This is a genomic window from Leeuwenhoekiella obamensis, assembly GCF_055391795.1.
This window is the reverse complement of the sequence record NZ_AP029251.1, coordinates 783700-797553: the sequence shown is the minus strand read 5'-3', so window position 1 is coordinate 797553 and position 13854 is coordinate 783700. Positions and strand designations below refer to the sequence as shown.

Genomic DNA, 13854 nt, shown 5'->3' with positions numbered 1-13854 from the left:
TTTCATTTTGGCTTAAAGCCAAATATCATTTCTTACGCACAGGAATGTAAATCTCCTCTTCGCTATCCGGATGTTCTGGACCCAGGCATTTATCGCCTAAAACTTCAAAATGCGCTCTATCATCAACAGTATATTGCGATTGGGGCAACCAAGTTTTAAAGATATAATTAGAGGTTTCTACAAACTCACGCACCGGCCCTTTATGAATGAATTTTGCATACATACCGCCTGCAAGCTCAAAATTCTTAAAACCATCTGGCTTTGCGCCAAAAGCACTCACCTCAACAGCTGCTCTGCGTTCAAAATGGGTATCTTCAGTAAAATCGTCCATTTTAAAACCATCAGGATAGCATTGCATTGAGTAGAGTTCACCAGCCACTCTATTCTCTATCAACTCACGCTGACTCATGAATTTTTGCCACATGGCTTTTGTATCGTCAAAGGATATCTTCCCAGAAATAGAAAGTCCCACAAGTTTTTTAGTTGGAAATTCTAGAAGTATAGGTTCTTGCATAGATCTTTGTTAGCCTAAAACTTACTGATTTTTAAGACCGTTTTCAAGTACTTTTTTAATTCCTTCTAAATTCTCTGTAAAAGCCATCATTTGTGCTAATACTTGTGCCATTTCATTCTTATCGCCAAAACCTTTGAGCTTGTTGTTCTTTACAAAGGTTTCTTTAATGACTTCCCAGCGTTCTAGTTCCTTTGGCGAAAGCCTATTTGCAAGCTCTTTAAACTTCAATAAGTTTGCTTCTGCTGATGCTGTCAAGGTTTGAGATTCACTCTCATAATGCGTGAGTAACAAGGTGTCTAGCTCCTTATCGTTCATGATAGGTACGACTTTAGCCACCAGTTTATTCATATCGCGATACGACCCTTGTAATTTAAAAGCCGGCTCTGTGCGATAGGCATCTTCCATACCGGCAGATTTGATATATGTGTTGTTTACCACAAGCAAAGTATCACGTACTTTAAGCACTTTTTCTAGCACATTAATGTAATCTTGAACCTCCTGATTGGTGTGATTTCCTTTAAGCTGAGCTTCTTGATTTCCGGTTTCTACGCGATCTATTAATGTATATACATCGTCAAAATTCTTTGCACTTAACTGCTGTAAAACTGTGTTTGACGTAAGTGCATTTTCCACTAAGCTCAACTTGAATAAATGCGCAGTGTCGCCAATAATATCTCCCAGATTATAAATATCTGCACGGTTTGCAAGCATATCTGGAATTCTAAAACGCTCGCCACTCTCAGTATACGGGTTACCCGCCATGATCACGCAAAACTTCTTACCACGCAGATCATAGGTTTTTGACTCTCCTTCAAAAACACCTTCTATCTTTCTTGTACCGTCTGACAGCGAAATGAATTTTTGCAAAAACTCTGGGTTACAATGCTGAATATCGTCTAGATACAACATCACGTTATTTCCCATTTCAAAAGCGAGGTTTAGTTTTTTAAGCTCTTCTCTCGCCGCAGCATTTGTTGCCGCACCAGGATCTACAGAAGTGATCTCATGACCTATCGCAGGACCATTGATCTTCATAAATGCAAGTCCCAGACGGTTTGCAACATATTCCATCAAGGTGGTTTTACCATATCCTGGCGGTGAGATCAATAGCAACATACCCATGCGATCTGTGCGTTTATTATCGCCTACCGTCCCTAGCTGTTTGGCAAGATTTTCTCCAAAAAGCGGCAAATACACCTGATCTATCAATCTGTTTCTCACAAAAGAAGTAAGCACTCTAGGCTTAAATTCATCAAGCTTAAGTTCATTTTTAAGATCTTCTGTGATCGTATGTTTTTGTTTTCTGAAGGCTTCAAATGCGGGTACAGTTTCTTCTGAGAAATGCTTAAGATCACTTACAAAATCATGATAATTAAAGAAAAAACTTCCATCGCTGATCGTTGCGTGATCGCCTAGCAAACCGCTGATATTTTCATCTGGAGATGCGGGTTTTGTATTTAAAACCGATTCATCCTCAAAAAGAAGTAAACACACCGTCTCATCTACATATCGCAATTTGCGTTGTAGTTCATTTGGCTTTAAGCCAAAAAACACCTTCTTAGTAAATGCAGAGACCCACTGACGGGCGAGTAAAATGCGTTCTTCATGCGTTTCTGCCTGTGCCAGACTATCTCTGAATTTAAGATCAGCCTTTTGCTCCTTCAGGTTTTTGTTGAACGCTTCTTTGAGTTGGCGAGCCACTACACTCACCGCAAAATTATTATCCGATTTAAGTTCGTCAAAAAGCGCCACGGCAACATCTTCTGCATTTGCAGAAAGTTTGATCTGTGTCGCTTCCGCGAAAGCGTTAATCCTTTGCTCAAGCATATGAATGATGAATGCGTATTCTCTACTCTCTGGAAAATAAGCCAGCACCTCGCCTGAAGCTTTTATGGTATTATTGAGTTTTTGCTTCTCACCATTTTGCAAACTATACCAGTAAAATTGTGCATAAGCCCTAGTTTGTGGATGATGCGTTAACATGCCAAGATCGCCATGTTTTTGCACAAGAACATTAAGGATCTTTGCCGCATCTACATCGTGTACACCTTTGATATACCCTTCTGAATATTGTGTACTGCTTTGCTTTTTCACAAGCTCATGCAGATCTTCTGGCGTTGCTTTTTGTAAAACTTCCCAAGATCGATCTTTAAAAATTTTATAAGCCAGATAAGCCGCACGGTAAATTTTATCATTTTCAGAAACCAATTCTTGATCCCAAAAAATCTTGTTTTCCTTGAGCGCTTCACTTTGTAAAGGGTAGTAAAAATCTGTACCTGTGATGTGATAGGTGAGTTCGTCGTTCTTGTATACAATGGTAAGATCTAGCGCTTGCTTGTTTACACCAAATTTATGTTTACCCAGCTTAATTACATTCTCGCCGTCTTCATACAATTCCTGACGATCCTTAAGTTTTCTCAAAGCATCTTCACGAGCGGTTTTTAACTTGTTCTCAAGCTCTTCTGCTTTACCTACATCTTCTAGATCTCTAAGTTGAGTGACAATATCTCGCACCTTATTGATCATTAGATCTGATGCAAAATAACCGTTGATCTCATCAGCAGACTTAAGACTTTCGGCTTTCTTGTTGACACCTTTAAGAATGCGTTCAGCAGCATTTTGAAAAGCTACCGCCTTTTTATTTCGGCGCTCAACAAGTGTATTTTTGCGCGCTTCGAAGGCTGTGTACACCTCTTCACGCTTCTCAATTATTTCGGTAATAAAACCTTCAAAATCTGCAAACTTACCTTCTAACTCCTCTAACTGTATAGAAACTTTAGTTAAGTATTCGTCACACTTCTCTGGTGTTTCTGAAACGTCTAGGTAATTTATGATCGCTTGATCTACCAGCTTCATCTGCGCGGCAAAATCTGCCTGCGCTTCTTCTTTACCCAGCGATTTGCGTGTATTCTTAAGATTAGCTTTGAGTTGGTTTATCGTAGCGAAGATCAGCGAAATATTATCTATGATCTTTGTGCTATGCGAAGTATCTTCTATCTCAAGATTAGAAACTATGTCAATAAGCAGTTCTAGATCTGTTGCTATCTGATTAACCTCATCTTCAAGCTTTTTAGCTTCAATGACCTTTTTAACCGCTTTAAGCTCCTTTTGCTTCTCCCCTACTCGTTTATGATATGGCGCAAGGGCTTTATCGTCTAGCAAGAAATTAACGCAACGTCCAGAGATCTTTTTTGATTGCTCTGCGATCTCTTCCTCTAGACCTTTAAGTAATTTTTCGTCTATATATCTTACTTCATAAAGACTTATGATCTCACCACGCAAGCCGCGCAACTGTGTGAGAACATTAACGTACTCTTCAATAGATCTAAAAGAGGTGCTCTTTATTTTATCAAAAACAAGCTGTGCTTTTTCCTTAATATCTTTGGTTTGCGCAGCTGCCGTTTTCTTAAGCTGTACTACTTTATCAAACTCGTCAATGGCAGCGTTCGCAGCTTTTTTTATTTCGCCAAGAGGCTCATTAAGTTTAAAAGCTTCGCTCTCATTGAGCCAATAAAACGCATCGCTTATATCTTTAGCCTGCTTTGCAATATCTGCATACAAACCATCATAATTATCCTCTTTATTAAGCAGCGTGATCAACTCATTAGACTCTGCCATGGCCTTCACAATATCCTTGTTACCTATCTTATAAAGAATGGTATCTTGATGCTGTGACGGGATAATATCGCCTTTGAGATAAGGCGTTTGCCAGATTTGAACAACATGATGTCTGGTTTGCTCATTCTCATTCTTGAAGTAACACAATTCACCATTTGTCATGATGGTAAATCCATTACATTGAATAGGCGTTTGAACTTCCTGCTCTATCACATTGTAGGAAATAAGATAGTATGACCCATCTTGCGGCAAGTAAAAAACATACATATAATCTTCGCCGTTTGGCGAAATGATCTGTTGCTCAAACTTGAGACCTTTGATCTGATTATCAAAAAGATTGTAGCGACCCGTTTGCAAATAATACCCGTTAGGAAACATCAATCCCTGATCGTCTGGAAGTAAAACCGCAGCATCTGCAACGCTTTCTACCTTCTGAACTTCGCGTAATTTATGATTGTAAACAAAGTAGCGCGGATTCTCTTGAAAGGGTTTTATCTCAAGAACAATAAGATTCCCCAGATCTGCGTATCTAAACTGACCGTCATCAAGCGTTTGATCAAGATGTTCTACAGGCTCTGATAAGATCCCTTGACCATCATCTGTATTATCTTCAATTTTAATGGTAAGATCGCCGCCTATGGTTTCTACAAATACCTTATCTAGAATGCTCACATGACTGTGCTCGCCATAACGATGCATATCTCTATTTACTTCCTGCCACTTAAAATCGTATTGCGATGGATATTTAAATTCATGATCGCTGCGGTTATCAACATACGTTAAGCTTCCATCTGCGATGAGCCATTTAAAGGTTTTGATATCAGTTACACTTTCGCTTAGCTGAAAAACCATATGCAGGTAATTGCCCATTACCGCAAACTTTGTAAAAATGGTATTGCGGTAATATTTGTAGAGATTGGCAAAATCTAATTTAAACTGATCATCATCGATCAAATCAAGATTTACAGGCTCAAATCTATTTTCACTATAAGTGTAAATGCTAAAAACATCAGAAAGCTTTATCTCTGTGCGCAGACCAAAATGCACATTGTACCCAAAAAGACAAACCTCACCCAGCGAAATAATATCTCGAGGAATACAATTGTTCTCTGTATTGATCCTATCAGTCGCAATTAGCTTAGTTTCAAGAGAACCAAAAACCTCTTTGCGCGACTCATTAAGTTTGCTTAGCCTTTGCTGTAGTTCGGTTTTTTGCTTTTGAAGACGGCTTTGTATGATCTCATACGTGCCGGCGTCTAGGCCTTGATTTGCTTTATTTGTATCTTGATCTTGTGCCATTAAGCTGTACTGAAGTAATAGTTATGAATGTAATTTGCGTTAGGGATTGAGGCATTTGTTGGAGCTCTTTTTTCTGCCTTATGGCGAAAAAAAGCGACTGCCGAAAGCCCGACCCAATTTCTGAAAGAAATAAGGGGAACGCCCAAGAAACAGACGTTCCCGCTTAGTACTAATTAATTTTCTTATCGCCCATTCCCAGACCATTTGCCAGATTTAGCAAATTACCAAAGAGTGTTTGCTCCTCTGCATCCTGAGATTTGTTCTTAAGATGCATTAAAAGATTAGCGATAGATAGATTCTTGATATCCTCTGAAGACACGCCATATTGCTCAGCAAAATCTCTCACTTTTGCAAGAAGATTGCCTTTAACATCGTCGCTTCCTAAGATCGCATCACGCACATCTGAAATGTTCTTACTGCTTTCAACAAGACGGTCAAAACCTTTACCACGTGCGATCTGACCCATGATCTGGTTAAAGAACATAGTCTCACCACCCACGATCTCGATCTTAGCAGCCTTAAGCGCATCGCTTATTACCTGTGCCTGTGCATCTGCAATATCCTTCTGGATGTTAATGTGTGCGAGATCTACCTGAAGTTCTTTGTCTAGACGTAGTTTGAACTCTTCGTGCTCACGACCTACACCGTCAAGCTTCTTCATCGCTTCAGCTTTTTCTTCAATACCGGCAGCATCTGCAAGCGCTTTTTCTTTGATAACCTCAGCTTCTGCGCCACCTTGTTTGCGTATCGCCTCGGCTTTTGCCTCGATACCAGCTGCTTCAGCTTTTGCCTTTTTCTCTGTGATCAATGCATCTACAAGACCTTGACGCTCATTCGCATCAGCTTTTGCATGCATTACCTGAGCTTCAGACATACCTATTGTAGCTTCTTCTTTAGCTTTGGCTTCCGCCAAAATCTTACGTGCTTCAGCCTCTTTCTCGCTGGCTTCTTTTTTGGCTTGAGCCTCAATATTGATCTCTTCTGCTCTTTGCTTAGAAGCTTCTTTTTCTGCCTCAGCAGCTTTTATTCTTTTGATAAGATCTTCCTGAGCATCTGCTTCTGCGGTAGTAATTTTTACCTGCTTGTTACGGTCTGCAGTTTTGAAGGCTGCAATATCTTTCATGTTCTCCTGCTCTTCTACAACACCTTTTTCGAGCATTACACGATCACGAATCACATCCTGAATGTTCTTCTTCTCTACTTCAACTACTTTTTCTTTCTCGATCTGTGCAAGCGTTACCACGCGCTCACGCTCTGTAGCTTCAAGTAAACGATCTTTTTCTACACGCTCTGTCTCAACAGCATCTGTGCGCTGTTTATTTTTTGCAGCGACAATGATCTGACGTTGCATATTCTCTTCAGCGACTTTTACTTTTTCTTCTGTAGCGATCCTAGCGCTTTCAGACTTTAAGCGTTCTTCTTCTCTTACCTTTAGCGTCTCAGCTTCTTCACGAGATTTTATATTAGCGATCTCGCGTTTTTGCTGTTCTTCTTTTTCGGCAAGTTGTTTATCTAGCTCAAGAATTGCTTCCCTTGCTTCTACATCTTGCTTTCTGATGGTTTTTTCCTCATCGCGTTTGATAAGGTTTGCCTTCATGTTTTGAACCGCAGTAAGTTCTGTGATCTTCTTGATACCCTCTGCATCCAGAATATTATCTGCCTTAAGATGATTGATCTCTGTTTGCTCAAGGTAATCTATCGCACAATCCTCTAGTGTGTAACCATTAAGATCTGTACCGATTATATCAACGATCTCATCTCTAAATTCTCGTCTGGCCTCATAAAGCTCAATAAACTCAAACTTTTTACCTACGGTTTTAAGCGCTTCAGAAAATTTTGCTTCAAAAAGATCTTCAAGTGTTTCTATACGTGAAGCACGCTCTACGCCTATGGTTTGTGCTACTTTCTTGATATATTCAATATCATTATTTACACGCACGAAGAAAGCCACTTTAATATCTGCTCTCATGTTGTCTTTACAGATCAACCCTTCGTGATTAAGACGTTCTATCTGTATCTTTTTTACAGAAATATCCATGATCTCCACCTTGTGGAAAACAGGAACCACATACAAACCTTTGTCTGTAGCGACTTTTGTACCTCCAAAACCAGTTCGTACAAGCGCTTTACCCTGCGGAACTTTTTTATAAAACATCGCGATGATCGCGAAGTAAACGATGATGAGGAACAATAAAAGCCCCACACCCATACCAATGATTGTTAAGATGTTACTCATTTTATTATGTTAGGTTATTCATTATATGCCTGGACGAAAAAGAAGTTCCCGTCATCAGATTTTTTAATTATTAAGATCTTAGATCCATAAGCTATGGTATTTCCATCCAGTGATTTTACATAAACTGACATAGAATTACCATCTGCAGTTACTTCTGCATTGCCCATCTTAGCTCCGGAAATGGTTGACAGTAAAGTACCCTTTCGCCCCAAGAAATCAACAGCTACATCGCCATCTTTATTTAAATTCTTAAAGAATGATTTAAATGGAGTTGTAAGCAACTTTGTTACAATAAGCGCAGGAATTATAGCTCCTAGCATTATAGCAAAGCCTATCCCATTGTCATAAGTATGTGTCAAGGTTGTTCCTAGCGTGGTCATAAACCACCATACAAAGATCACTGCTGTAAATGTGAACATAAATGGTAGACCTACAAAATTGAAATAGATCAAAAACACCTGCCACCATTTTAATGGTTGTCTACGTTTACCCACGACATGGTCTTTATGCACCTCTGCATTTGCCACATCCTGGAAGTCTAGATTTCCGCCTTCGATCCCTGAATCGACATCTATGTCTGCGTCAATATCAACGTCTACATCAACATCAAAATCCAGATCAAAGTCTATACCGCCTATCATAGTAACGAGCCAGTATATGACCATGAGGATCAATAAACAGGTAAGCACAAAGTTTACCTGTGAAAAGAGTATATCAAAAATACCGTCCAATGTTACCCCTGTTTACTGTCGTCTAATCCTAATTTTGATTTTAAGCTAGCAAGTTCATCTTCAGCCTTTGCTTCTGTGGTATCTGCTGCTTTATCTAATTCTTCATCAATACTCTTTGATGCATTTGCTATATCGCCATAAGCTTCTGCAAGAGCTTCTTCTTGTGCTACTTTTTCCTTCATACGCTCTAGCATAGAAACTGTGCTTGAGTTATCAATATCTGCCATTTGCTTGTTAAGACTTTTTGTAGCATTACTAACCTTAACTCTGGCTTTAAGCGTTTTCAGTTCGTTTTCCCAATTGCTGATATTGCTCTTTATCTTCTGCACATTGTTCTCTAGTTGAGAAACGTTTCCGTTAAACTTATTTACCTCTTCTTCAGAGCGTTTAACATGTGCTTGTGCCTCTTCCTTCTTAACTAGTGCTTCTTTAGCAAGACGATCTGCCTCAGCAGCGTCCATTTCGCCTTGAGCGCCTTTTTTAAGTATTAATACCGCTTTGTTATGGTAATCTTCTGCTTTGTCACGATACTCTTCTTGATCGTTCTTTGCTCTTATTGCCAGAGCTTTTACCTGCGCTAACGCCTCAAGACTTTTCTCAAGATCTACTTTGAGATCGCGTATGCCTTGCTCTGTCATCTTGATGGGATCTTCCATCTTATCTACGGCAGAATTTGCCTCTGCCTGGCCTATTTTAAAAATGCGTTTAAAGATATTCATGATTGTAATTTTATACTGTTATTGTGTTTAATATCTGGAAAATGCGATAATCTTCTCAGAGTATTCACTTAGCAAAAGACTAAGAGAATTAAGGGTTCCTTCTAGTTCGTTAAGATCTAGATTTTCAATTTGCAAGGTGTCTCTAAAAATCACACGCTCACCAGATTCATCAAGCACAAAAGCGCCATGAATTATATCTCTGTTTTTTTGCAAAAGGCTTTGAAATACTTCGCCAGACTTATTGTTGATCTTAAAGATAAACTGCTCAATGATCAAGATAGGTGGCGCGACGCCAAGAATAAGATTCTTGATCCCAAAGTTTTCTTTTTGAATCACCAATATCCCCTCATCCTGATTCTCTTTTGTTATATCGCAGTCAAGCTGGAAAAGAAAATCCTTGATCAAGGCATAGTAATTCTTCTCATTCATAATATTGGTTAGTGTTATATTTTAATAAAGGTTAATAATACGAAAAAATGCTAATCTCTTTAGAACAAAATTGAGAGTATTGTTAAACAGAGAATTGCGATTATAGATACCATAATTAAAATTTTGATTAAACTTATTTTCTAAAAGAATTAGCAGTATTGACTAGTATTTGCTAATATTGTTAGATAAATATATAAAGAGAAAAATATATTTGCAAATAAAATTAGCATTTTATGTCTTTTTTTGGAAATAACATTAAAAAAATACGCACCCTTAAGAAACTGAGTCAGCAGGCTTTTGCCGATCTATTTGACTTAAAACGTGGTACTTTAGGCGCATACGAAGAAGGAAGAAGCGAACCAAAGATAGATACCATCATAAAAATTGCTAATTATTTTAGCATACCTATTGATGATTTGCTAACGCAAGAATTAACGGTAAATAAGCTGCTAAAATTTAGATCAGACCTCACATTAGACGATGAGCAATATAAAAAAGAGGCTTTTGCCAGCGTACCGTGCATCACAGAAAATAACCGTGCAGATTATTTAAAATATTATGATAAATCGTCTTTTATTAAAGACATGCCTGTTTTATCGCTTCCGCTAAATGTAGAAAAAACCTTCAGAGCATTTACCATTAATAATCTTGAGATGACGGTAAATGACGACGGTTTATTGCCTAATGATATTGTAATAGGTGAACTCGTACCCGAAAAGGTTTACAAAAAGCTGAATAATGGTCAGTTGATCTTTGCTATTTTACAAGACAATATCATTGTAAGAAAATTGCTTATCACTGGCAAAACTGCTGTTTTAAGAGCAGAGCATAAAGGAATAAAAGATATTGAAGTAGACCTAAGTGAGATCAAAGAGCTCTGGCGTGTTCGCTATGTTTTTTACCGTAGAATCCCTGAGGTTCAAAACGGATTAGAAAACAAACTTGCTTTAATTGAAGCGGAGATCAACAAATTAAAAGGCAAGCTTTAAAGCTTCTTTGCCTCTTCCCAAAAAACATCCATTTCTGCTAAGGTCATATCACGAAGTTCTTTGTTTCCTTCTTTGGCTTTAGCCTCGAGATATTGAAAACGCTTGATGAACTTCTTGTTTGTGCGCTCTAATGCGCTCTCTGGATCAACTTTGAGAAAACGAGCGTAATTTATCATTGAGAACATCACATCGCCAAATTCGGCCTCTATTTTCTTCTGATCCGCAACGTTAACCTCATGTTGAAGCTCTTCTAACTCTTCTTGTAGTTTTTCAAAAACCTGTTGCGGCTCTTCCCAGTCAAAACCTACCCCGGCTACTTTATCTTGTATTCGGCTGGCTTTTACTAATGCAGGTAAAGATCTAGGCACACCTTCTAAAACTGACTTTTTCCCTTCTTTGAGTTTAAGGTTTTCCCAATTGCGTTTTACATCTTCTTCATCATTAACATCTACATATCCATAAATGTGCGGATGTCTTGTAATGAGCTTTTCGCAAATACCGTTTGCCACATCAGCGATATCAAAAGATTTTTTCTCGCTCCCTATTTTTGCATAAAACACAATGTGAAGTAAAAGATCACCAAGTTCTTTTTTTACTTCCTCAAGATCATTGTCTAGGATGGCATCACCAAGCTCATAAGTTTCCTCAATAGTAAGATGTCGCAACGTTTCCATCGTTTGTTTTCTATCCCACGGGCATTGCTCGCGCAGCTCATTCATAATGGTGAGTAGACGGTCTATTGCTTTGAGTTGATCTTGTCGTGTATTCATGCTTTTAAAATTAAAGAAAGATGCCTTTCGGCGAAAGCCAGATAAACTAAAAATCCCGGCTAATTTGCCGGGATCTTGTAATTGTATATAGAAGTTTTATTCTTCCTCGTCTGCTGCAGGAGCTTCTTCATCTGTGCTGAAGTCCATAATATCGTTTGCCTGCAGAAGGTTGTACCATTGTATCACCTTCTTAATGTCGCTCGCATACACGCGATCTTCATCAAAGTTAGGTACGATCTCAAAGAAATATGCTTCTAGCTCGTCTTTGCTTGATTTATGATCTAGCGCTTGACCACCATTTTCTTTTTCTTTGATCTTAGCAAAGATCTCTCTTAAAGAGGTCTCGCCGTCTAATGTGTAAATTGCGATCTCACTAAGTACGCTCACGTTGTTACGCATGCTTACTGGCATTTTCTTACCATCTGTAAGAGATTCTGCGATAAGCCCAGTTCTTGTTTGAGCTCTTAAGTAGTATAATCCAGGTTTTCCTGATATGGCCAAAATCTTGTCCAATTTCATAAATGTTGTCTTTTTTTAGGCCAGCAAATATCTTAGCCTTAATTGTATTTTCAAAACGGTTTAACGTCCTTTTTTTCCAGGAAACCTCATGCGGTAATCCACATTCACTTTTCCTTTAGTGACATTATTAAGTTTACCTTTTATTAAACGCTTCTTTAACGGACTTAGTTTGTCTGTAAAAAGTATGCCTTCAATATGGTCATATTCATGCTGTATGATCCTAGCAGCAATACCTGAGAATTGCTCTGTATGCTCCTTAAAATCTTCATCCTGATAGCGAATGGTGATGTCAGCATTTCTAAAAACATCCTCTGTAATACCAGGAATGCTTAAGCAACCTTCACTAAAACACCACTCTTCACCAGTTTCTTCAAGGATCTCTGCGTTGATAAAGGTTTTCTTAAACGTAGACATGAACTTTTGCTCTTCTGCACTTAAATCTTCATCATCGTCAAAGGGCGTTCCATCTACCACAAACATACGTATAGGCAAGCCCACTTGAGGAGCAGCAAGCCCAATTCCCGAAGCTCCATACATGGTTTCATACATGTTGCTAATAAGCTCCTTAAGCTCGGGATATTCAGGTGTGATATCTTTTGCTTTTTTACGCAATACAGGATCGCCAAAGGCTACAATAGGTAATTTCATCTATCAGATTTTCTTAATTATCGGCCATATTGCAAAAAATCTTGCAATATGATCGTTGCACTTATCTCGTCTAGCAAGGCTTTATTTTGACGCTTTTTCTTTTTTAAACCACTATCTAATAAACTGCGTGATGCCAGTTTAGAAGTAAAACGCTCATCTACTCTAACAATGGGTAATGATGTGATCTCTACAAGTTTCTCAAGAAACTTAACGATCTCAACCTCAACACCAGAGGCTTCATTGTTCATGCGTTTAGGTTGCCCTACGATTATTTTCTCTACACTTTCCTTTAGCAGATATTCTTTTAAAAAAGCAAGTAACTCGCCAGTTTGCACTGTAGCAAGACCAGATGCAATAAGTTGCAACTCATCTGTCACAGCCACTCCTGTGCGTTTTGTACCATAATCTAGCGCGAGAATGCGTGCCATAAAAAATTTTGGCAAAAATAAGGCTTTAAAACTTATTACTACTGCCTTGGCTTTTTAAATCCGCATGGGGTATCTTTATCGCCGTTTTTTGATAATTTACTTTTTGGCTACAGCCAAAAAAACCAAAACCTACAAACTGTGAAACAAGTACAAAACCTTATAGAAGCTGCATGGGAAGATAGATCCCTGCTTAATGAAGAAGTAACGCAAACCGCCATAAGAGAAGTGATCGAGTTGATCGATGCAGGAACCTTGCGTGTTGCAGAGCCAGACGGCGACGGATGGAAGGTAAACGAATGGGTAAAGAAAGCTGTGGTGCTTTATTTCCCTATTCAAAAAATGGAAAAACTAGAGGTTGGTATCTTTGAATATCATGATAAAATGCCTCTTAAAACTGGATATCAGGATAAAGGAATTCGTGTTGTGCCTAACGCTGTTGCACGTCACGGAGCGTATATCTCTAAAGGTGTGATCATGATGCCTAGTTATGTAAACATTGGTGCTTATGTAGACGAAGGCACAATGGTAGACACATGGGCAACTGTGGGTAGCTGTGCGCAAATAGGTAAAAACGTTCACTTGAGTGGTGGTGTTGGTATAGGCGGAGTGCTAGAGCCTTTGCAAGCTGCTCCTGTGATCATAGAAGATAATGCATTTATCGGGTCGCGTTGTATCGTGGTAGAAGGTGTACGCGTGGGTAAAGAAGCTGTTCTTGGTGCAAATGTGGTGCTTACAGGTTCTACTAAAATTATTGACGTTACTGGTGATGAGCCTGTAGAGACTAAAGGTTTTGTACCTCCTCGCAGCGTTGTGATCCCAGGAAGTTACCCTAAGAAATTCCCAGCGGGAGAATACAACGTTCCTTGTGCGATCATCATAGGTAAGCGCAAAGAAAGCACAGATAAAAAGACCTCACTTAACGACGCGTTGAGAGAGCATAATGTAGCAGTATAA

The 13854-nt window shown here is 38.9% G+C and carries 12 protein-coding genes; 2 read left to right on the top strand and 10 right to left on the bottom strand.

The window, feature by feature from the left end; translation table 11 throughout:
• Positions 1 to 25: 25 nt before the first annotated feature.
• The 6 genes from ACZ5L8_RS03545 to ACZ5L8_RS03520 form a co-directional block, all read right to left on the bottom strand.
• Entirely contained in the window at positions 26 to 514 is a 489-nt protein-coding gene (locus ACZ5L8_RS03545; RefSeq protein WP_464439808.1) for a GyrI-like domain-containing protein, read from the bottom strand.
• Positions 515 to 535: 21 nt separating this feature from the next.
• Positions 536 to 5431: a DNA repair ATPase gene (locus ACZ5L8_RS03540; protein WP_464439806.1), complete on the bottom strand. Its 4896-nt coding sequence runs from the start codon at positions 5429 to 5431 to the stop codon at positions 536 to 538.
• 169 nt (positions 5432 to 5600) lie between these two features.
• Positions 5601 to 7667 (bottom strand): flotillin family protein, encoded by a 2067-nt coding sequence (locus ACZ5L8_RS03535; RefSeq protein WP_464439805.1) that lies wholly within the window; start codon positions 7665 to 7667, stop codon positions 5601 to 5603.
• A gap of 14 nt (positions 7668 to 7681) precedes the next feature.
• The gene (locus tag ACZ5L8_RS03530) at positions 7682 to 8398 is read right to left on the bottom strand and encodes a hypothetical protein (RefSeq protein WP_464439804.1); all 717 of its coding nucleotides are present in this window, start codon (positions 8396 to 8398) and stop codon (positions 7682 to 7684) included.
• A gap of 2 nt (positions 8399 to 8400) precedes the next feature.
• Positions 8401 to 9117 carry a PspA/IM30 family protein gene (locus tag ACZ5L8_RS03525; protein ID WP_464439803.1) on the bottom strand — a complete coding sequence of 239 codons (717 nt, stop codon included), beginning with the start codon at positions 9115 to 9117 and terminating at the stop codon, positions 8401 to 8403.
• Positions 9118 to 9144: 27 nt separating this feature from the next.
• Positions 9145 to 9546: a CesT family type III secretion system chaperone gene (locus ACZ5L8_RS03520; RefSeq protein ID WP_464439802.1), complete on the bottom strand. Its 402-nt coding sequence runs from the start codon at positions 9544 to 9546 to the stop codon at positions 9145 to 9147.
• Positions 9547 to 9779: 233 nt separating this feature from the next.
• On the opposite strand from ACZ5L8_RS03520, the gene ACZ5L8_RS03515 reads away from it, so the two are divergent.
• Positions 9780 to 10535, top strand: coding sequence for a helix-turn-helix domain-containing protein (locus ACZ5L8_RS03515; RefSeq protein ID WP_464439801.1), 756 nt, complete (start codon positions 9780 to 9782; stop codon positions 10533 to 10535).
• Here the strand turns inward: ACZ5L8_RS03515 and mazG are convergent.
• The 4 genes from mazG to ruvX form a co-directional block, all read right to left on the bottom strand.
• A complete protein-coding gene (gene mazG, locus ACZ5L8_RS03510) occupies positions 10532 to 11305 on the bottom strand; it encodes a nucleoside triphosphate pyrophosphohydrolase (RefSeq protein WP_464439800.1) in 774 nt (257 codons plus the stop codon). The genes ACZ5L8_RS03515 and mazG overlap by 4 nt on opposite strands.
• 96 nt (positions 11306 to 11401) lie before the next feature.
• A complete protein-coding gene (locus ACZ5L8_RS03505; RefSeq protein WP_462598824.1) occupies positions 11402 to 11824 on the bottom strand; it encodes a DUF5606 family protein in 423 nt (140 codons plus the stop codon).
• Between the two features lie 60 nt (positions 11825 to 11884).
• On the bottom strand, positions 11885 to 12472 hold the full coding sequence (gene def / locus ACZ5L8_RS03500) for a peptide deformylase (protein WP_464439798.1): 588 nt from the start codon (positions 12470 to 12472) through the stop codon (positions 11885 to 11887).
• Positions 12473 to 12489: 17 nt separating this feature from the next.
• A complete protein-coding gene (ruvX, locus tag ACZ5L8_RS03495) occupies positions 12490 to 12900 on the bottom strand; it encodes a Holliday junction resolvase RuvX (RefSeq protein WP_464439796.1) in 411 nt (136 codons plus the stop codon).
• A gap of 138 nt (positions 12901 to 13038) precedes the next feature.
• On the opposite strand from ruvX, the gene ACZ5L8_RS03490 reads away from it, so the two are divergent.
• The gene (locus ACZ5L8_RS03490) at positions 13039 to 13854 is read left to right on the top strand and encodes a 2,3,4,5-tetrahydropyridine-2,6-dicarboxylate N-succinyltransferase (protein WP_464439794.1); all 816 of its coding nucleotides are present in this window, start codon (positions 13039 to 13041) and stop codon (positions 13852 to 13854) included.